Here is a 19,027-nt window from a genome sequence, read left to right as displayed (position 1 = left end):
GGCGCTCTCACAGGCGCAGCGCGACGCGCTCCCCGGACAGGCGCACGGCGTCCGGCCGGTGTCCGGTCTCGTCCTCGGCGTAATCGATCGCGTCCCGCCGGCTCCGGAACAGGCCGCCGGCGCGCCCGTGGACCTCGAACGCGACCCAGCGGCCCTCCGGGTCCTGGCCGACGACGAACCGGGCGTCGGCCGGGGCGGGATCGGCAGGTTGGGCGCCGGTCTGCGCGGGCGCGGCCTGGATGACGGGAGGCATCGGCTGTCCGGGGTTCGCGCGGTCGCCTGGGACCGCGCCACGAAGCTCTGCCGAGTCGCGTTAGGATGCGAGCGGGCGCGGGCGCCCTTCCCATCAGTATCGCATCAGGATCTTCGGGCGATGGAGACCCGGCACCCTGGGAAGCGATGCCGTGTCGCCCATCTGGACACCACGCGGCCGCATCGGGCCGCAGCGAGCGGGAGCGCGCGTTGCGTAAGTTGGCATTGCCTGTCGGCCGCGAGGCCCTTCTTCCGCTGGGGCTGGCTGTCCTCTTGGTGCTCGGCGCTCTCACGGCGTTTCAGGTGACGCGGCCCACGACGCTCACCATCGCGGTCGCCCCGGAGGGGGGCACGGAGCCCGCCCTGCTGCGCGCCTACGCCGACGAACTCGCCCGCCGGAGGCTCGGGATCCGGCTGAAGGTCCTGCCCTTCGCCGGGGTGCGCGAGAGCGCGGAGGCGCTCAAGGCCGGCAAGGCCGATCTGGCGGTGGTCCGCCCGGACGTCGCGATGCCGGGCAATGGCCTGACGCTGGCGGTCCTGCGCGAACTCGCGGCGTTCGTGGCGGCCCCCGCCGCCTCCGGCATCAAGGGCGTCCCGGACCTCGCGGGCAGGCGCCTGGGCATGCTGGCGAGCCGGACCGCCGACAGGACGCTCGTCGGCGACCTCGCCGCCCATCACGGGCTCGAACTCCTGACGGAGGCGGCGAGCGGGAGCGCCCCGCAGACGGCCGTCGCGCTCGTCCCGGTGGCGGAGGCCGACGTCGCGGCGGCGCTCGGCGCGGGACGGATCGACGCCCTGGTGCTCGTGACGACACCCACCTCCCCGGCCGCGAGACGGCTCGTCGACCATGTCCGGGCGGCGAGCCCCGACGGGGAGGTCACGCTGATCGGGGTGCCGGACGCCGCCGCGGTGCTGGCGCGTTGGCCGCGCCTGCAGCCCGTCACGGTCCCGGCGGCCCTCTTCGGCGGCAACCCGCGCCTGCCGGCCGAGGATGTCGCGACGGTCGGCTCCTCCTACCGCCTGATGGCGCGCGCCGACCTCTCCCGCAGCCTCGCCGCCGAGGTCACCCAGCACCTGTTCGAGATGCGCGCGGCGCTCGCCGAGACCGTTCCCGCCGCCGAGGACGTCACGCACCCCGCCTACGAGGACACGGCGGACGCCACCAGCGCGCGCCTGCCGATCCACCCGGGCGCGATCGACTATTACGAGCGCGAGCAGGAGACCTTCATCGAGCGCTACGAGAGCTGGATCTACCTCGTGGCGATCCTGGCCGGCGGCGTCGGCTCGACGGCCGCTTGGCTGCGGCAACGGCTCGGGCGGATCCGCCGGGAGCGGATCGAGGTGGCGACGGCACGCCTGCTCGAACTGCGCTCCGAGGCGCGCCGCGAGACGGACCGCGCGCGCCTGGAGGGCATGGCGGGCGAGGTGGACGATCTCGCCGCCAGCATCGCGCGACACGCCCTCAACCGGCCGACCGAGCCCCGTACCCTTGCGGCCGCCAACGTGGCGATCGAGGCCGCGCGCTCGACGGTCGGGCGTGCGCGCGCCGGCACCGGGTGACGCCCGCGCTGTCCATTGGCACAGGCCGCGCGGGCCTTCGTATGCCGCTCCCGCCTTCAGCTCTTCGATTTCAGATAGGCGATCACATCGTTGATCTTCTTGTCGTCCTTGATGCCTTGGAAGATCATCTTCGTGCCGGGGACCTTGGCTTTGGGATCCTTCAGCCACTCGTGCAGATTGGCCTCGTCCCAGGTGAGGCCCGAATTCTTGAGCGCCGCGGAGTAGCTGTAGCCCTCATAGGTTCCGGCCTTTCGGCCGACGACGCCCTTGAGGTCCGGCCCGACGCCGTTCTTCTCGAAGTTGTGGCACGCCTTGCACGGGGCGAAGGCCTTCTCGCCGGCTGCCGGATCGCCCGCGTCCTGCGCATCGGCCGAGACAGGAAGCAGAAGCAGCAGGGCTGCGCCAAGGATGGGTGATCGCACGTTTTCCTCCCGTCGTTTATTCCATCTCCGAAACTACGGCAGCGGTCCGCCGCGACCAGAGGTCCTGCGCGCCGATCTCACGCGTTCGTGTAGGTGGGGGCGCCCCCGGGGTCGCGGGATCCGGGTGCAGGACCTGGGAGAGAAGAAGCCTGCCGAGCAGGACGGCGGCAGACCGGGAGTGGGCGTCACGCCATCGGGCTCACGTGGCCGCAGGAATGATACGCGCGCGACCGACACAGTTGCGCGGCCGCGTGCGATCCCGGCGTCGTCGTGCTGTTCCGTCATCCTCGGATGTGGACGCCGTTCAATAATCAGTCCCGATGCGCCCACCTGCCCGCTCGGAACGTCGCCGTGGTGGCGCAGGACGAGGCGCGGTACAGCAACGATGTGGAGCTTCCATCGCCCGGACGCCCGAACCTGCGGAGATCCGACATGACGCTGGCTCTGGCCATACCGTTCGTCGAAGCCGCCGCGTTCACGGTGGGTTGCGCGCTCATCCACGGTCAGCGTCACAGGCCGGAGCGCGTGACCTTCGCCCTTTTCGGCCTGCTCTGCCTTGTCGCACTCGGCGGATTGGCGCTCGCCCTCGCGCATGTCGGGCCCGCCGACCCCGTCCGGGCGACGGCGGAGCTCCCCTTCGAGAACCATGCCGCGGGAGCCATACGGTACTGAGATCGTGTCGGGATAGGGCTCGCAGCGCAGCCTCTCGCACACGCACGCCGGGATCCCGATCGGTCGGCGAAGGCCGTCGGGCGCTTAGCGAAGCCCGACGGCGGAGCTCGGCCCGGTCCAGGTCCGAAGAATGCGGAACCCGACAAGTCCCTCGTTCAGCGAGTGAAATCTGTGGTGAGCGCGCTGGGGCTCGAACCCAGGACCTACAGATTAAAAGTCCGTTGCTCTACCAGCTGAGCTACGCGCTCGCGTTCGTCTCACCGCCTGTCGCGGGGATGAAGCGTGGCCCGCAATAGGGGAGCGGTCTGGGCGGGTCAACCGGGAAGGTGGCGCGGCCTGGCCGTTTGCCCCAGCGCCGCCACGGTTCGGTGACAGCGGCGGTGGGATGAGCCGTGAAGCCCTGGATATCCAGCCTCTCCGCTCCGGGCCCGCGCAGGCGTGGCGCGGCTTCGCGGCTGCCTTCTGCGGCGCGGCCCTCGCCGTCGGACTCGCCGTCGCGGGTCTCGTGGCCGCCCTGGATCCCTACGGCCTGCGAGCAGGGCGCGGCCGGGCGGCCGGCCCTATCATGGACCGCAATCAGCGCTTCATGTACCCCCAGATCGCCCGCAGCGGTGCCTTCGACGCCGCGGTGTTCGGAACCTCGACGGCCCGCCTGCTGGATCCCGAGGCGCTCGGTGCGGCCTTCGGGGGGCGCTTCGCCAACCTCGCCGTCAACGCGGCGACGCCCGACGAGCAGGGGCGCCTCGCCGGGCTCTTCCTCGCCGCGGGGCGGCCCCGGATGGTGCTGTTCGGGCTCGACGCGACGTGGTGTGCCGTCGCTCCGCCGGCTCGGACCCAGCATCCCTTCCCGGACTGGCTCTACGCGCCCGGCGCGCCCCGCGGCCTCTGGCACCAGGTGAGCTGGCAGGGACTGACAGTGGCGGCCGGTGTGGCGCTGCATGCCCTGCACCTCCTGCCCGCCCGCATCCGGCCCGACGGCTATGCGGTGTTCACGCCGCCGGAGGCGGCCTACGACCTCGCCCGCGCGCGGGCGCACATCCGTGCGGGGACCGCCGCGGATCCCGACGCGGCGGCGCCTGCCGCCGCCGAGCCGGCGGAGGGCGGAATGCCCGCGCTCGACCGGCTCGACGCGCTGCTCGCGAGCCTGCCGCGCGAGACGCGGCGAATCCTGGCCTTCATGCCGGTCCACGCCGCGGCGCAGGGGCAGCCCGGCACGCCGGCCGGCCGGCGCGAGGCGGCGTGCAAGGCTCGCGCCGCCGAGATCGGCCGGGCGCGCGGCGCCCTGGTCGTCGATTTCCGCATTCCCTCCCCGGTCACCACCGAGGACGCGAACTACTGGGACGCCCTGCACTACCGCCTGCCGGTAGCGGACCGGATCGTCGCGGCCCTGAAGCGCGCTGCCGAGACCGACGAGGATGCGCCGGACGGCTTCTACCGGGTGCTCGCCCGCCCCTGAGGCGAGATGGGTCGCGGTGTCGAGAGGCCCCAGGCCTCTCGCGGGTGCAGGGCGGAGCCCTGCTTGGCCGGTGACGGGCCGCCGCGATCCGCGTTCAGGCTCCGGCCTTGGCGGCGACCTCAGCCCGCTCCCAGCCCGCGCGGGTCTCCTCCGCGAAGGCCAGGAACCGGCCCGCCCGGATTGCCGTCCGCATGCCCGCCATCAGGTCCTGGTAGTAGGCGAGGTTGTTCCAGGTCAGCAGCATCATGCCGAGGATCTCGTCCGAACGGACGAGGTGGTGGAGGTAGGCGCGGGAATAGTCGCGCGCCGCCGGGCAGGCGGAGGCCTCGTCGAGGGGCCGCGTGTCCTCGGCGTGGCGGGCGTTGCGCAGGTTGATCCGGCCGTGACGGGTATAGGCGAGGCCGTGGCGCCCGGCGCGGGTCGGCATCACGCAGTCGAACATGTCGACGCCCCGCTCGACAGAGCGCAGGAGGTCGTCGGGTGTGCCGACGCCCATGAGGTAGCGGGGCTTGTGGGCCGGCAGGTGCGGCTCCACCGTCTCGATCATGGCGAGCATCACGGCCTGGGGCTCGCCCACCGCGAGGCCGCCGATGGCGTAGCCCTTGAGATCGAGATCGACCAGGGCCCGCGCGCTCGAGACGCGCAACTCGGGGATGTCGCCGCCCTGCACGATGCCGAACATCGCTTTGCCCGCCTGCTCGCCGAAGGCCACACGGCAGCGCTCGGCCCAGCGCAGCGACAGGCGCATCGCCTTCTCGATCGCCTCCGGGGGGGCGGGCAGGCGCACGCATTCGTCGAGCTGCATCTGGATGTCGGAGCCGAGCAGGCCCTGGATCTCGATGGAGCGCTCCGGGCTCATGCGGTGGGCGGTGCCGTCGATGTGCGAGCGGAAGGTGACGCCGTCCTCGTCGAGCTTCCGCAGGGCGGAGAGCGACATCACCTGGAAGCCGCCGGAATCGGTGAGGATCGGGCCGTCCCAGCGCATGAAGCGGTGGAGGCCCCCGAGCCGGGCCATCCGCTCGGCGCCGGGCCGCAGCATCAGGTGGTAGGTGTTGCCGAGGACGATGTCGGCGCCGAGATCGCGCACCTGATCGGCGTACATCGCCTTCACGGTCGCGGCCGTGCCCACCGGCATGAAGGCCGGCGTGCGGACCACGCCGCGCGGCATCGTGACCGCGCCGGTGCGGGCGCGGCCGTCCGTGCCGTGGACGGCGAAGCGGAAGTCGGGCGTGGCCTGGGGCTCGGTCATGGATGCGCTCATGGGGTGTCCGTGCGCGCGGCCGGGAAGAGCAGGCTGGCGTCGCCGTAGGAGTAGAAGCGGTAGCCCGCAGCGATCGCGTGAGCGTAGGCCGCCCGCATCGTGTCGAGGCCCGAGAAGGCCGAGACCAGCATGAACAGGGTCGAGCGCGGCAGGTGGAAGTTCGTCATCAGGGCGTCGACCGCGCGGAAGCGGTAGCCCGGGGTGATGAAGATCTCGGTCGGGCCGGCGAAGGGGTGGAGGCAGCCGGTCTCGTCTGCGGCGCTCTCCAGAAGGCGCAGGGCCGTGGTGCCGACCGCGACGACCCGGCCGCCCCGCGCGCGGACCGCGTTGAGGGCGTCCGCGGTGGCGGCGTCGATGTGTCCGATCTCGGCGTGCATGCGGTGCTCTGCGGTGTCCTCCGCCTTCACCGGCAGGAAGGTGCCGGCGCCGACATGCAGCGTGACGTGGTGCCGTTCGAGGCCGGCGGCGTCGAGGGCGGCCAGCAGGTCCTCGGTGACGTGCAGGCCGGCGGTCGGCGCGGCGACAGCGCCGGGCTCGCGGGCATAGACCGTCTGGTAGTCGGCCGCGTCCCGCTCATCGACCGGGCGCTTGCCCGCGATGTAGGGGGGCAGCGGCAGGATTCCGAGCGCGGCGATCCGCTCGTCGAGGAGCGAGCCCGCGAGGTCGAACCGCAGCACGACCTCGCCGCCCTCCCCCTTCGCCGCCACGGTGGCGTCGAGCTGCGCGAGGTCGCAGGCCGCGTCCGTCCCGGTGCCGAACCGGATCCGGTCGCCCGCCGCGAGGCGCTTGGCGGGCCGCGCGAAGGCGCGCCAGCAATCCGGCGCCTCGCGCAGATGCAGCATCGCCTCCATGCGCTGGCCGGGCGCGCCGGGGCGCAGGCGCAGGCCGTGCAGGCGCGCCGGGATCACCCGCGTGTCGTTGAAGACCAGGGCATCGCCCGGCCGCAGGAGGCCCGGCAGGTCGGCCACACGGCGGTCGGCGAGGCCGGAACCCGGATCCACCACGAGCAGCCGCGCCGAGCCGCGCGGCTCGGCGGGTCGCAGCGCGATGCTCGTCTCGGGCAGGTCGAAATCGAAGAGGTCCACACGCATCGGGCGCCACCTGCACGGAATGCGCGCGCGAATCAATTTCCCGGACCGGCGCAGCGGAACTTGAGCGGGGCGGTTCGGGTTGCGGCGAAGCCCCTGCCCGGCAGGGATGGACACGACGGGAGGCCGCCGATGCCCTGGTTCTCGCTGCGCCCGCGCGATCCGGCCGATCCGCGCTGGCCGCTTCCCGATGAGCCCGAGGTGGCGCTGAAGGCCGCCGACGCCGCTGAGGCGCGGGCGAAGTTCGCGCAGGCCTATCCCAGCGAGCCCTTCGGCACGCCGGCCGTGCCGGTGCCCGATGCAGGGGCCGGGAGCTTTCGCAACGATCCGGACGCCCTGGTGGTCTCCGAGACGGCCGAGCCGCCGGCTCGGCGGGCGTGAGGCGAGCCATGGCGACGCCTGCCGGGCGCAGGCCCCGGATCACCCTCGACGGACAGCTCGTCGGCTACTGGGAGCGCGAGGCCGCCCGCCTCGACGCGCTGGCGGCGGAGGCCCGGTTCGGCTGGCAACGGCGGCGCTACCTCCGAAAAGCCGAACAGGCCCGCGCTCAGGCCGGGCGCAGCCGCGCCCGCGAGGTCGCGCGGGGGAACGCTCCACCCGACGCGCCCTCTCCGGAACCGGTGGCCACGGCCGCCGCGCCGGATGAAAAGTGAGCCCGAGATCCTCCGCCTCGCCGATCCGGGGCCCGCGTCCGCCGCCGCATGGCGGCTGTTCGCCTCCGTCCAAGCGGAACTCGCGGCCTGTCTGCCGGCGGAGGCCACGATCGAGCATGTCGGCGCGACCGCGGTGCCCGGCTGCCTCGGCAAGGGCGATCTCGACATCGCCGTGCGGGTCCCGCCCGACCGCTTCGCTGCCTGTCGGGCAGTCCTCGGCCGGCGCTACCCCGACAATCCCGGCTCCGTCCGGACCGCCGACTTCGCCGCCTTCCAGGACGAAGCGACCGAGCCGCCGCTCGGTATCCAGCTCGTCGCGCTCGGATCGGAACTCGACGTCTTCGTGCGCTTCCGCGACCGGCTCCGGATCGACCGCGCTCTGGCCGGGCACTACAACGCGCTGAAGCAGGCCCATGCCGGTCGACCCATGGCGGCCTACCGCGCGGCGAAGGACGCGTTCATCGCGGCGGCTCTGGCCGCTCCGGCCGAGGCTCGGCCCGGCGATAGCCCAGGCTAAGACCTTTGCCGTGGCCTTGTGGGCCGAGAGTCCCGTATGCGCCCCGGATCCCAACCGGACCCAGCAGCATGAACCGCACCCAGAAGGCCGCGCTCGCCAGCGCCGGCATCGGCCTCGCCGTCACCGGGCTGAAGTTCCTGGCCTGGTGGCTCACCGGCAGCCTCGCGCTCTGGTCGGACGCGCTGGAAAGCATCATCAACGTCGTGGCGGCCTGCGGGGCCTTCGTGGCGCTGCGCGTGGCCGGCCGGCCGGCGGATGCCGATCACCCCTACGGCCATCACAAGGCGGAGTTCTTCTCCGCGGTGATCGAGGGCATCCTGATCGCGGTGGCGGCGCTGCTGATCCTGCGCGAGGCCTATTACGGCATCCTGGAGCCGAAGCCGATCGAGGCGCCGGCGCTGGGTCTCGCGGTCAACGCCGTGGCGACGGTGGTCAACGGGGTCTGGGCGGTCGCGCTGCTGCGCTGGGGTCGGGCGTGGCGCTCCCCCGCGCTGATCGCCGATGCGCGCCACGTGCTCGCCGACGTTGTCACCTCGGTGGGCGTGCTCGCGGGCCTCGGCGCCGTGCTCGCCACGGGCTATCCCGTCCTCGATCCCCTCGTGGCGGGTCTGGTGGCACTCAACATCCTGTGGTCGGGCTGGACCATGGTACGTGAATCGATCGACGGTCTGATGGACCGGGCCGCTCCGCCCGAGATGGTCACGGAGATCCGCGCCCTGATCTCGCGGCACGGTTCGGGTGCCCTGGAGGCGCACGACGTACGCACCCGCTCGGCCGGCCAGGCGACCTTCATCGATTTCCACCTCGTGGTGCCGGGCGAGATGAGCGTGCGGGAGGCCCATGCGATCTGCGACCGGATGGAGGGCGCGCTGGAGGCCGACATCCCCGGCGCGGTCGTCACGATCCACGTCGAGCCCGGTGAGGAGGCCAAGGGTTTCGGTCTCCCGGTGATCTGAGCGTGGCGCGGGACGCCGCCGACGATTGTCACGCGAGCGCGATTTCCCTTCCCGGTTGAATTATGGCTGATGCCGGATCGCCCGGCTCGGCCGGGATCGCCGTCAGAGACATCGAATCATGCGCCGCCTCGTCCTCACCGCCTGCCTGCTCTCGTTCACCGCCGGTCCGGTCCCGGCACAGGATCGGCTGCTTGCACCGACGCTCTCCTGCCAAGCGCTCAAGACGGCGGTGGCGCGCGGCCGCGAGGTCGTCGTGGCGTCGAGCGACACGGCCTACGACGTCGTGCATGCGGATGGTGGCGCGTGCCTCAACGTCAACGGCGAATCGAGCGAGCCGGCCTACGTGCCGACGACGGACGAGCCGAGCTGCCTGGCGGGCTGGCGCTGCATGCAGCGCAGCAGCGACGGCAGCAGCAGCCACTGAGGGATTCCGCGGCGCCCTCGGGGCGCGGCTCCGGCATCCGGCGTCCGCCGATGGGGGCGAGGTCCGGGTGCATCCCGGCACGCTCGTCCCGGGAGGCGTGGGGCCGGAGGAGCGTGCCGCGCCTGTCCCCCGATGCGCGGCACGGAAAAAGCCCGACCTTTCGGCCGGGCTCGTAACAAGTCGGAAGCTTTTGGAAGACCCGTGTGGGCGCCGGGGCGCCCACACGGCGAGGCCGGGAGGCTTAGAAGTCGCGCTGGACGCGGGCGCGGACCTGGAACACGTCGGCGTTGGTGACGGTGCGCAGGGTGCCGGCGGCGACCGCGGCGTTCAGCAGCGTCTGCGAGGTCACGCCGGGCGAGCGGTTCGCGTCGATCACGCGGCCGTTCTGCACGCCGTAGTTCTGGTAGACGCCCTCGACGCCGATATCGAGGTCCTTCACCGGCGACCAGATCAGGCTGCCGCCCACGTTGAAGGCGTAGGTGTCGCGCAGGATCTGGTTGAGGTTGTAGTAGCTCGAGCCGAAGGCGCCGATGTTGGTGATGCCGGCGATGCCGAGGCCGTTGTAGGAGGCCTGGGCGGCGCGGGCGCCGGGGGCGAAGGCGACCTCGCCGTAGGAGCCGAACAGGGCCGAGCGGAGCGTCGGGTTCCAGTAGTGCAGCAGCGAGGCGACGACCGAGAAGGTCTGCGTCAGCTCGAGGCGGTTGCTGAGCGGGTTCAGCACCGCATCCGAGAAGAACTGCTGGAACGGCGCGCCCTGGAGCGAGGTGGCCGACTGGATGTAGGAGCCCGCCCAGGCCGAGACGCCGGTGTACATGCCCGCGCCCTCGCCGTAGGCGCCCTGCAGGTACAGGGTGTCGCCGGGAGCGATGAAGGGCAGGTTGATCTTCAGGCCGCCCTGGACGGCCCAGCCGTACTCGGAAGCCGCGCGGCCGAGCGTGCCGGGGTTCGTGCCGACGATCTGGGCGGCGGCGGTGTTGAGCGTGCCGATGTTGACCTCGTGCACGGCGCCCGAGATCTGAGCCGAGCCCCAGGGCTGGTCGTAGCGCAGCACGCCGACGAAGTCGGGCATGCGGTTGCGCTGGATCGTGTCCTCGAAGCCGAGGCCGACCGGCAGGCCGGCGGCGTTGAAGCCGAGGAAGACCGGGGCCGGCGACTGCGTGACCGCGAAGGTCTGCAGGCTGGAGTTGCCGAGCACGGCCGCCGCGGCGGCGACGTTGGCGGGCGAGTAGACCGGCGTGCGGCGGAAGCTCGGGTCTTCCATCGACAGCGTGGCCGAGAAGCCGTTGCCGAGGGTGGCGGTGTAGGCCGCGAGGTTGGTCGAGGCGACGTCCGAGCCGAGCGTGCCGGCCTGGATCTCGAAGTCGTGGGCGTAGAAGTCGAAGAACGAGGACGCGCGACCGGCGGTGAAGCCGGCGAACTGCACGAACGCCTTGTCGGTGTTGAAGTACTGCTGCACGCGGCCGAACCCGTCGACGCCGAGCGCCGGGAAGGCGTTGCCGATGCGGTTCTGGGTGCCCGAGTGCATGGTCGGGAAGCCGGTGCGGCTGGCCGTCTCGAGGCGGACGAAGGCGCGCAGGGTGCCGTAGGCGGTCTGCGTGCGGGCGTCGAGGTTGATGCGGGCGAGGCCGCGGTAGCCGCTGTAGTCGCCGTTGCCCTGGCTGCGGGCGAGCGGGGCCTGGTAGCCGTACTCGAAGCGGGCGCGGCCCGAGAGGCGCAGGCAGGTGTCGGTGCCGGGGATGTAGAAGAAGCCGGCGCCGTAGGTCGAGCAGACGCGCACGTACTCGATCGGGGCGGCCTTCTTGATCGGAAGGTCGGCGGCCTGGGCGCCGGCGACGGCGGCGAGCGCCGCGGCCGAGCCGAGCAGGGAGCTCTTCAAGAGCTTCATCGATATCTCCAAAAGCTTCGAGACCCGAGAGGAGCCCGATGAGCCGCCGCTTTCGCTGCCGCGCCCGGGCCTTTTGTCTTGACCGGCCTGCATCTGTGGCAGGCTCGTGCGGGCTCGCTGTCGCGAAACCCTTATGGCGATTCCACTCTGGGCGAACGGACTGTCCCGGGCAACGTGGATTCCCCGACTCGCAGGTAGTTCCCAAGCCATGTTGCGACTCAGCAACAACGGCGGAAGGCATCTGTCGGAGGATAGTCCTTTCCTGCCAAGACAGGCTTTTTTGCCTCGACCTTCGGCCTCGAGGTCCTTACTTGGCTCTGGAGCGGAACTGCGTAGCAGGCCCCTCTCGGGGCGGACTGGTACAGGTCAGGGACGGTGCGCATCGCGCCACGAAGCTTGCGGGCGGCCAGAGCCGCTCGACCCAGCCACCGGCCACGCACTCTTGAAAGTGCCGCGCGCCGCCGGTGCCGGATGCCTTGGGGCGACGCGATGAACCGGCTGCCGAGGCCCGGCCTCTGGCGGTCCGTCCCAGATGCTCACGTCGTGGGGTTCGGCCCGCCCGGTGCGCGGGCAGAGGCTCTCGCAGGCGACCGGGCCGCTACCGCGCGGTCGCACGGCAGGCGCCGGTCGCCCCGACCCCGCTCCGCCGAACCGCGACGATCCGGGTCGTTCCGGCCGATGGGCTCAGAAGCCGAGGCCGATCTCGGCCTTGCTCTCGCTGGCCTCGGCCACGCTCAGGGCCTCGATCAACGCGCCCATGGCCGCGCGGGCGACCTGCCGCTGCGCGTCCGCGTGCGCCCAGCCGGCCCGGCCGATGCAGGCGACGAGCAGGTCCGAGGCGGCGCGGGCGCCCTCCAGCGCGCGCTCGATCGCCGGGGTCGGATCGACCCATTCCCGGAGGCAGGCGCTCATCGCCGCGCTGGTCTCCTGCAGCCAGTGGGTCGTCCCGGGTCCGGCCTGCTCGATGGCCTGGAGCCAGGGTTCGAGCAGGAAGGCGATCCAGGGATGGATGGCGGGAAGCGGCCAGTCCGTCGCGCCGCCGCCGGGTGCGGCGTCCGACATCTCCCAGCTCTGCGCGAGCGTCACCGGTTCCGGCCGCAGCTTGACCGTCCTCATCGGTCATCCTCCCGTGTTGGCTTTTGTCGGCTGGGAAGAGGATGTGCCAGACCAAGCCCGGCGGTGCGTTCACAATTATTTATGGCGGGTGACGAAGTGGCGCCGATGTCGCCGGTTGATCTGTCTTTTTGCGCTATGCCGCGAGCTGCGCCGGGCCCAGGAATTGCACCCAGAGCCGTGCGCCGTCCGCGCCCTGCTTGCGGACGGTGACGCGGGCCAGCCGCTCGTCGCCGCTCGCCTCGTCCGAGAGCACGAAGAGGTCCGGGATGCCGGAGGCGCTCGGCAGGGACAGCCGCGCGCCCGCGCGGCCCTCCGGTCGCAGGCGGCAGGACAGGATCGCGTCCCCGGTGAGGATCTTCGCGGGTCCCTCCGCGTCGGAGGACGGGCCGCGGCCGAGGTCCGATCGGGTCGGCTGCATGGCAGGCTCCTCTTCGGTTCGAATCGGGGGCACCCTCGGCGCGAGCGGTTAACAGGAGGTTGAGCCGCCCCCCCCGCGGACTGCCGCTATCGCGCGGGCGCCCCGCCGGATAGGGTTGCGCTCCAAACGAGATGCCGGGGAGTTGCGGGCGTTGAGACGGATCGTTCTGGCCGGCGTGCTGATGCTGGCATCCACCGCGGCGGACGCGGCCTGCCGCTGCGCCTGCGTCGGCGGGCGGGCGGTGGCCGCCTGCTCCTCGCCCAGCGAGATCGAGCCGATCTGTTCGCAGATCTGCCCCGAGGGCCTGACTCCCGGCGCGCTGGTCGAGCCGCTCGTGCCCGCCGGCGCCATCCGGCAGCCCGGCCCGGCGCTGTCGGACGAGGAACTCGGTCGGCGCGGCGCGGAGGCGAGCTCGCCGCTCGGCGGAAGCAACTTCGATCCCAAGCAGGGGCTCGCCCTGCCCTCCGTGGGCGGCACCGAACCGCAGCAATAGGCGCGGCGCGCGGAACGGGCGGTCGTCTGGCGTATTAACGAACCGTCAAGGTTTTGCCCGAAGGAGCCCGCGATGCCCGAAGAGCTCTTGGTGTTCGGCCTGTCGGCCCTGACCTTCGCGGCCTACGCCTTCTACCGGACCGCGCGCCCCTGAACGCATCCCGGTTGACCGGCGCGGCGGGATGGCCTACAGCCCCGTCTCACTGATCCCCGATAGCTCAGTTGGTAGAGCAGGCGACTGTTAATCGCCTTGTCGCAGGTTCGAGTCCTGCTCGGGGAGCCAGTATCTCCTGACAATCGAACGGTCTTCGTCGGCGCGGACAAGCATATCCCCGTCGAAGTCTCGTTGCGCCCGTATGCCCTGCTGCACCGATGCACGCAGCGGGCTTGACCGCGCCGCGCGCATGATCCTTGCTCCCGGCCCGGTTCCCGGTCGCATGCGAGGTCCAAAGCCGTGCTCCTCACCCCCCGCGAGAAGGACAAGCTCCTCGTCGCCATGGCGGCGCAGGTGGCGCGCAATCGCCTCGCACGGGGCGTGAAGCTGAATCACCCGGAGGCGGTCGCGCTGATCACCGATTTCGTGGTCGAGGGCGCCCGCGACGGGCGTTCCGTCTCCGAGCTGATGCAGTCCGGCGCCACCGTGCTCGACGCCTCCCAGGTGATGGAGGGCGTGGCGGAGATGATCCACGACATCCAGGTCGAGGCGACCTTCCCGGACGGCACCAAGCTCGTGACCGTGCACCACCCGATCCGCGGCCTGCCCTCCGCCGACGTGCCCGGCACCGTGACGGTGCTGCCCGGCGAGATCGTGTTCAATGCGGACGCGCCGCGCACCGTGATCACGGTGGCCAACACGGGCGACCGGCCGATCCAGGTCGGCTCGCACTACCATTTCTACGAGGTCAATCCGGGTCTGGTCTTCGAGCGCGAGGATGCCCGCGGCAAGCGCCTCGACATCGCGCCCGGCACCGCCGTGCGCTTCGAGCCGGGCGCCACCCGCGAGGTGGCGCTGGTGCCGCTCTCGGGCGGGCGCACCGTCTACGGCTTCCGCGGCGACGTGATGGGCAAGCTCTGACCATGGCCAACGCACCCAAGCCCGCCGCCCTCCCGCGCGGCGCCTACGCGGCGATGTTCGGGCCGACGACCGGAGACCGCATCCGGCTCGCCGACACCAGCCTCGAGATCACCGTCGAGCGCGACTTCACCACCTACGGTGAGGAGGTGAAGTTCGGCGGCGGCAAGGTGATCCGCGACGGCATGGGCCAGTCGCAGGTCACGAACGCGGACGGCGCCGTCGATACGGTGATCACCAACGCGGTGGTGCTCGACCACTGGGGCATCGTGAAGTGCGACGTCGGCATCGTGCGGGGTCGGATCGCCAAGCTCGGCAAGGCCGGAAACCCGGATGTGCAGCCCGGGGTCGACATCGTGGTCGGGCCCGGCACCGAGGTGATCGCGGGCGAGGGCAAGATCCTCACCGCCGGCGGCTTCGACAGCCACATCCACTTCATCTGCCCGCAACAGATCGAGGAGGCGCTCTGCTCCGGCATCACTACGATGCTCGGCGGCGGCACGGGGCCCGCCCACGGCACCTTCGCCACGACCTGTACGCCCGGCCCCTGGCACATCGCCCGGATGATCGAGGCGGCCGACGCCTTCCCGATGAACCTCGCCTTCGCCGGCAAGGGCAACGCCGCGCGGCCCGAGAGCCTCGTCGAGATGATCCGCGCGGGCGCCTGCGCGATGAAGCTGCACGAGGACTGGGGCACCACCCCCGCGGCGATCGACAATTGCCTCACCGTCGCCGACCAGCACGACGTGCAGGTGATGATCCACACCGATACGCTCAACGAGTCGGGCTTCGTCGAGGACACGATCGCGGCCTTCCGGGGCCGCACCATCCACGCCTTCCACACCGAGGGCGCGGGCGGCGGCCACGCGCCGGACATCATCAAGGTGGCGGGGCTGCCGAACGTCTTGCCCTCGTCCACGAACCCGACGCGGCCCTACACGAAGAACACCATCGACGAGCATCTCGACATGCTGATGGTGTGCCACCACCTCGACCCGGCGATCCCCGAAGACCTCGCCTTCGCCGAGAGCCGGATCCGCCGCGAGACCATCGCGGCCGAGGACATCCTGCACGACATCGGCGCGCTCTCGATGATGTCCTCGGACAGCCAGGCGATGGGCCGGGTCGGCGAGGTCGTGATCCGCACGTGGCAGACCGCCGACAAGATGAAGCGGCAGCGCGGGGCGCTTTCCGGCGACGCGTCGGGCACCGACAACCTGCGGGCGCGCCGCTACGTAGCGAAGTACACGATCAACCCGGCGATCGCGCACGGCGTCTCGCGGCACATCGGCTCGGTCGAGCCCGGCAAGCTCGCCGACCTCGTGCTCTGGACGCCGGCCTTCTTCGGGGTGAAGCCCGACCTCGTCCTGAAGGGCGGCAGCATCGCGGCCGCCCCGATGGGCGACCCGAACGCCTCGATCCCGACGCCGCAGCCGGTCCATTACCGCCCGATGTTCGGCGCCTACGGCCGCACGCCCTTTTCCACCGCCCTCACCTTCGTGTCGCGGGCGGCGGTCGAGGACGGCGTGCGCGAGCGTCTCGGCGTGCAGAAAGAGCTGGTGGCCGTCGAGAACGTGCGCGGCGGCATCTCGAAGAAGAGCATGGTTCTCAACGACGCCACGCCCGTGATCGAGGTCGATCCCGAGACCTACGACGTGCGTGCCGACGGCGAACTCTTGGTCTGCGAGCCCGCCGAGGTGCTACCGATGGCCCAGCGCTACTTCCTGTTCTGACACCCGCTCGCAGCCATGCTCCGCGCCACCCGCATCCTTCGCCGCGACGCCCTATCGGGGGCTGAGATCGTCGATCGCATCGTGCTCGATCACGGCGACCGGCACCGCCGCCGCATGGCGATGCGGGGGCTCGGCGGCCTCGCCTTCCTGCTCGACTTGGCCGAAGCCACGGTGCTGGAGGACGGCGACGCCCTGGTGCTGGAGGACGGGCGCCTCGTCTGGGTCGAGGCCGCGCCCGAGCGGCTCCTGGCGATCCGCGCACCCTCCGATCACGCCCTGAAGCGCCTGATCTGGCACATCGGCAACCGACACATTCCGGCCGAGATCGCGCCCGACGCGGTCTATATCGGGGACGACCACGTGCTGGCCGAGATGGTGCGCGGCCTCGGCGGCAGCGCCGAGCCGGTGGAGCGCCCGTTCCGGCCGGAGGGCGGCGCCTACGCGGGGGGGCACGGTCATACCCACGACCAGACCCATGAGCACGGCCACCCAGGCCACGACCATGGCCATCACGATCATGGCCATCACGATCATGGCCACGGGCATCACCATCACCGCCCGCATGACTGATGCCCTGCGGCTGATGGCGTGGCTGTCGCCGACCTACCCGGTCGGCGCCTACGCCTATTCCCACGGGCTCGAATGGGCCGTGGAGGCGGGCGACGTGTGCGACGAGGCGAGCCTCGCCCTGTGGCTCGACGACGTGGTCGAGCGAGGGAGCCTGCGCAGCGACCTGATCCTCGCCGACAACGCCCATCGCGGCGCGGCCGACGCCGCGCTTCTTGTCGAGGTGAACGCGCTCGCCCTGTCGCTGGCGCCGTCCCGCGAGCTCCATCTCGAGACCAGCCAGCAGGGGCGCAGCTTCCTCGACGCGACGCTGCAGGCCTGGCCCTGCTCCGGTCTCGCGGGCGTTGCGGCAGCGCTGCCGGAGGCGGTGGCCTACCCGGTCGCGGTCGGCGCGGCGGCGGGCGCGCACGGCATCGCGGCCGGCCCGATGCGCGCCGCCTACGGTCTCGCCTTCGTGCAGAACCTCGTCTCGGCGGCCCTCAGGGCGGCGCCGGTGGGCCAAGCGGCGGGCACCCGGGTGATCGCCGGGCTGACGCCGCGCGTCGCGGCGCTCGCAGATTCCGTGGCGGGACTCGATCCCGACGCGGTCGGCTCGGCCACCTTCCGGCTCGATCTCGGATCCTTCCGGCACGAGACGCAGTACTCGCGGATCTTCCGCTCGTGAGCGGCCTCGACCTCGCGCGTTTGCGCGCCGACACGCCCGGGACGGCGCACGGCATCCACCTCAACAATGCCGGTGCGAGCCTGATGCCGCGGCCCGTGGTCGAGGCGGTGAAGGCCCATCTCGACCTCGAGGCGGCCTGGAGCGGGCACGGCGCGGCCGAGCGGGAGGCCGAACGCCTCGCGGGGGTCTACGCGAGCGTCGCCCGACTGATCGGGGCGGCGCCCGACGAGATCGCGCTCGCGGAGAGCGCGACGCGGGCGTGGCAGATGGCCTTCTACGCGCTGGCCCGCGGTTTCCGTCCCGGAGACCGGCTCCTCGTCGGCCGGCAGGAATACGGCGCGAACCTCATCGCCCTGCGGCAGGTCGCGGCGGCGACCGGCGCGGTGGTCGAGGTGATCCCCGCCGCGCCGGACGGGCGCATCGACGTCGTGGCCCTCGCGCGGATGCACGACACCCGTGTCCGGCTGATCGCCGCCGCCGCGATCCCCTCGAACGGCGGCCTCGTGAATCCGGTGGCGGAGATCGGGGCGCTCGCCCGAGCGCACGGCATCCCGTTCCTGCTCGACGCCTGCCAGATGGTCGGGCAGCGCCCGGTCGATGTCGCGGCGCTCGGCTGCGACATGCTCGCGGCCACGGGCCGGAAGTTCCTGCGCGGGCCCCGCGGCACCGGCTTCCTCTACGTGCGGCGCGCCTGGCTCGACCGGCTGGAGCCACTGATGCTCGACCATTTCGGCGCGCCCCTCGACGGGGACGGCTACCGGCTCCGCGACGACGCCCGCCGCTTCGAGACCTACGAGTACGACCACGCCGCCCGGCTCGGGCTCGGTGCCGCCGTCGAGTACGCCCTCGACCTCGGGCTCGACCGGATCGCGGCGCGCGTCGGCGCTCTCGCCACCGCGCTCCGGCAGGGCATCGCCGCGCTCCCGGGCGCGACGGTCCACGATCTCGGCCCCGACCCCGCCGGGCTCGTCACGGTCACGCTGGCGGGACACGACTCTGCCGCATTGCGGGCCGCGCTCGCGCAGGCCGGCATCGCGGCCGGGCTTTCGCTGCGGGCCGCCGCGCCGCTCGACGCGGACGCTCGGGGGTTGCCGCCGCTCGTGCGGCTCTCGCCGCACGTCTTCAACAGCGCGGACGAGATCGGGCGCGCGCTCGAGATCCTCGCCCGCCTCGCACAAGGGAAGATCCAGTCATGACCTCGCAGAACGGTCCCCTCAATGGTCCCTTGCGCGTCGGCATCGGCGGCCCGGTCGGCTCGGGCAAGACGGCCCTGATGGAGCAACTCTGCAAGCGCTTCCGCGACCGCTACGAGATCTGCGCCATCACCAACGACATCTACACCAAGGAGGACGCGCGCATCCTCACGGTGGCCGGCGCCTTGCCCGAGGAGCGCATCATGGGCGTCGAGACCGGCGGCTGCCCCCACACGGCGATCCGCGAGGATGCCTCGATCAACCTCGCGGCGGTGGCCGAGATGCGCCGCCGCTTCCCCAGGCTGGACCTCGTGCTGATCGAGTCGGGCGGGGACAACCTCGCGGCGACCTTCTCGCCGGAGCTGGCCGACATCACGCTCTACGTCATCGACGTGGCGGGCGGCGAGAAGATCCCCCGCAAGGGCGGCCCGGGCATCACCCGCTCCGACCTTCTCATCGTCAACAAGACCGACCTCGCCCCCCTCGTCGGGGCCGATCTCGGCGTGATGGAGAGCGACACGCGGCGCATGCGGGGCGAGCGGCCCTACGTCTTCGCCTCCCTGCGGGAGGGCGCGGGCGCCGACAGGGTCGCCCGCTTCATCGAGGAGGCGGGCGGCCTCGGCTGA

Annotated in this window: 22 protein-coding genes and 2 tRNA genes; 16 read left to right on the top strand and 8 right to left on the bottom strand. The window is 72.0% G+C overall.

The window, feature by feature from the left end:
- Positions 1 to 7: 7 nt before the first annotated feature.
- Entirely contained in the window at positions 8 to 253 is a 246-nt protein-coding gene (locus MFF56_RS18845) for a hypothetical protein (protein WP_082772978.1), read from the bottom strand.
- A gap of 209 nt (positions 254 to 462) precedes the next feature.
- Between MFF56_RS18845 and MFF56_RS18840 the strand changes: the two genes are divergently transcribed.
- Positions 463 to 1,812 carry a TAXI family TRAP transporter solute-binding subunit gene (locus MFF56_RS18840; protein WP_066921097.1) on the top strand — a complete coding sequence of 450 codons (1,350 nt, stop codon included), beginning with the start codon at positions 463 to 465 and terminating at the stop codon, positions 1,810 to 1,812.
- A gap of 56 nt (positions 1,813 to 1,868) precedes the next feature.
- Here the strand turns inward: MFF56_RS18840 and MFF56_RS18835 are convergent, their stop codons facing one another.
- Entirely contained in the window at positions 1,869 to 2,234 is a 366-nt protein-coding gene (locus MFF56_RS18835) for a c-type cytochrome (protein WP_066921100.1), read from the bottom strand.
- Between the two features lie 432 nt (positions 2,235 to 2,666).
- Between MFF56_RS18835 and MFF56_RS18830 the strand changes: the two genes are divergently transcribed.
- Entirely contained in the window at positions 2,667 to 2,906 is a 240-nt protein-coding gene (locus MFF56_RS18830; protein WP_066921102.1) for a hypothetical protein, read from the top strand.
- Positions 2,907 to 3,078: 172 nt separating this feature from the next.
- On the opposite strand, the gene MFF56_RS18825 is transcribed toward MFF56_RS18830, so the two are convergent.
- Positions 3,079 to 3,154 (bottom strand) — tRNA-Lys (locus MFF56_RS18825).
- 137 nt (positions 3,155 to 3,291) lie between these two features.
- Here MFF56_RS18825 and MFF56_RS18820 point away from each other — a divergent pair.
- A complete protein-coding gene (locus MFF56_RS18820) occupies positions 3,292 to 4,362 on the top strand; it encodes a hypothetical protein (protein WP_066921112.1) in 1,071 nt (356 codons plus the stop codon).
- A 94-nt stretch (positions 4,363 to 4,456) separates the two neighbouring features.
- Here the strand turns inward: MFF56_RS18820 and tgt are convergent, their stop codons facing one another.
- Complete coding sequence (gene tgt / locus MFF56_RS18815) at positions 4,457 to 5,611, bottom strand: tRNA guanosine(34) transglycosylase Tgt (RefSeq protein ID WP_066921114.1); 1,155 nt, start codon at positions 5,609 to 5,611, stop codon at positions 4,457 to 4,459.
- A gap of 8 nt (positions 5,612 to 5,619) precedes the next feature.
- Entirely contained in the window at positions 5,620 to 6,714 is a 1,095-nt protein-coding gene (queA, locus tag MFF56_RS18810) for a tRNA preQ1(34) S-adenosylmethionine ribosyltransferase-isomerase QueA (protein ID WP_066921116.1), read from the bottom strand.
- A gap of 129 nt (positions 6,715 to 6,843) precedes the next feature.
- Here queA and MFF56_RS18805 point away from each other — a divergent pair, with 129 nt between their 5' ends.
- The 5 genes from MFF56_RS18805 to MFF56_RS18785 all read left to right on the top strand — a co-directional run bounded on the left by MFF56_RS18805 (position 6,844) and on the right by MFF56_RS18785 (position 9,261).
- Positions 6,844 to 7,092 (top strand): hypothetical protein, encoded by a 249-nt coding sequence (locus MFF56_RS18805; protein WP_066921118.1) that lies wholly within the window; start codon positions 6,844 to 6,846, stop codon positions 7,090 to 7,092.
- Positions 7,093 to 7,100: 8 nt separating this feature from the next.
- The gene (locus MFF56_RS18800; protein WP_066921120.1) at positions 7,101 to 7,364 is read left to right on the top strand and encodes a hypothetical protein; all 264 of its coding nucleotides are present in this window, start codon (positions 7,101 to 7,103) and stop codon (positions 7,362 to 7,364) included.
- Positions 7,354 to 7,881: a GrpB family protein gene (locus MFF56_RS18795; protein WP_066921122.1), complete on the top strand. Its 528-nt coding sequence runs from the start codon at positions 7,354 to 7,356 to the stop codon at positions 7,879 to 7,881. Before MFF56_RS18800 ends, MFF56_RS18795 begins: the two co-directional genes overlap by 11 nt.
- 68 nt (positions 7,882 to 7,949) lie before the next feature.
- A complete protein-coding gene (locus MFF56_RS18790) occupies positions 7,950 to 8,837 on the top strand; it encodes a cation diffusion facilitator family transporter (RefSeq protein ID WP_066921124.1) in 888 nt (295 codons plus the stop codon).
- A gap of 118 nt (positions 8,838 to 8,955) precedes the next feature.
- Positions 8,956 to 9,261, top strand: a complete 306-nt coding sequence (locus MFF56_RS18785; RefSeq protein ID WP_066921126.1) for a class II aldolase/adducin head domain-containing protein — start codon at positions 8,956 to 8,958, stop codon at positions 9,259 to 9,261.
- Between the two features lie 241 nt (positions 9,262 to 9,502).
- On the opposite strand, the gene MFF56_RS18780 is transcribed toward MFF56_RS18785, so the two are convergent.
- The 3 genes from MFF56_RS18780 to MFF56_RS18770 all read right to left on the bottom strand — a co-directional run bounded on the left by MFF56_RS18780 (position 9,503) and on the right by MFF56_RS18770 (position 12,680).
- Positions 9,503 to 11,146, bottom strand: a complete 1,644-nt coding sequence (locus tag MFF56_RS18780) for a porin (RefSeq protein WP_238230574.1) — start codon at positions 11,144 to 11,146, stop codon at positions 9,503 to 9,505.
- A 684-nt stretch (positions 11,147 to 11,830) separates the two neighbouring features.
- The gene (locus MFF56_RS18775; protein WP_066927013.1) at positions 11,831 to 12,262 is read right to left on the bottom strand and encodes a hypothetical protein; all 432 of its coding nucleotides are present in this window, start codon (positions 12,260 to 12,262) and stop codon (positions 11,831 to 11,833) included.
- Positions 12,263 to 12,395: 133 nt separating this feature from the next.
- A complete protein-coding gene (locus tag MFF56_RS18770) occupies positions 12,396 to 12,680 on the bottom strand; it encodes a hypothetical protein (RefSeq protein WP_066927014.1) in 285 nt (94 codons plus the stop codon).
- Between the two features lie 151 nt (positions 12,681 to 12,831).
- On the opposite strand from MFF56_RS18770, the gene MFF56_RS18765 reads away from it, so the two are divergent.
- The 8 genes from MFF56_RS18765 to ureG all read left to right on the top strand — a co-directional run bounded on the left by MFF56_RS18765 (position 12,832) and on the right by ureG (position 19,027).
- Entirely contained in the window at positions 12,832 to 13,173 is a 342-nt protein-coding gene (locus MFF56_RS18765) for a hypothetical protein (protein WP_156453996.1), read from the top strand.
- A 206-nt stretch (positions 13,174 to 13,379) separates the two neighbouring features.
- A tRNA-Asn gene (locus tag MFF56_RS18760) sits at positions 13,380 to 13,455 on the top strand.
- Positions 13,456 to 13,626: 171 nt separating this feature from the next.
- Positions 13,627 to 14,247: an urease subunit gamma gene (locus MFF56_RS18755; RefSeq protein WP_066919411.1), complete on the top strand. Its 621-nt coding sequence runs from the start codon at positions 13,627 to 13,629 to the stop codon at positions 14,245 to 14,247.
- 2 nt (positions 14,248 to 14,249) lie between these two features.
- Positions 14,250 to 15,977 (top strand): urease subunit alpha, encoded by a 1,728-nt coding sequence (gene ureC / locus MFF56_RS18750; protein ID WP_066919413.1) that lies wholly within the window; start codon positions 14,250 to 14,252, stop codon positions 15,975 to 15,977.
- Between the two features lie 15 nt (positions 15,978 to 15,992).
- Positions 15,993 to 16,547, top strand: a complete 555-nt coding sequence (locus MFF56_RS18745) for an urease accessory protein UreE (RefSeq protein WP_066919415.1) — start codon at positions 15,993 to 15,995, stop codon at positions 16,545 to 16,547.
- Positions 16,480 to 17,208 carry an urease accessory protein UreF gene (locus MFF56_RS18740; protein ID WP_373324134.1) on the top strand — a complete coding sequence of 243 codons (729 nt, stop codon included), beginning with the start codon at positions 16,480 to 16,482 and terminating at the stop codon, positions 17,206 to 17,208. Before MFF56_RS18745 ends, MFF56_RS18740 begins: the two co-directional genes overlap by 68 nt.
- Complete coding sequence (locus MFF56_RS18735) at positions 17,205 to 18,404, top strand: aminotransferase class V-fold PLP-dependent enzyme (protein ID WP_238230573.1); 1,200 nt, start codon at positions 17,205 to 17,207, stop codon at positions 18,402 to 18,404. Before MFF56_RS18740 ends, MFF56_RS18735 begins: the two co-directional genes overlap by 4 nt.
- The gene (gene ureG, locus MFF56_RS18730; protein ID WP_066920535.1) at positions 18,401 to 19,027 is read left to right on the top strand and encodes an urease accessory protein UreG; all 627 of its coding nucleotides are present in this window, start codon (positions 18,401 to 18,403) and stop codon (positions 19,025 to 19,027) included. Before MFF56_RS18735 ends, ureG begins: the two co-directional genes overlap by 4 nt.

Origin of the sequence: Methylobacterium hispanicum (assembly GCF_022179285.1) — a bacterium.
Taxonomy (GTDB): Bacteria; Pseudomonadota; Alphaproteobacteria; order Rhizobiales; family Beijerinckiaceae; genus Methylobacterium; species Methylobacterium hispanicum.
Note: the sequence above shows the minus strand (reverse complement) of the source record. Positions and strands in the feature narration are given on the sequence as shown.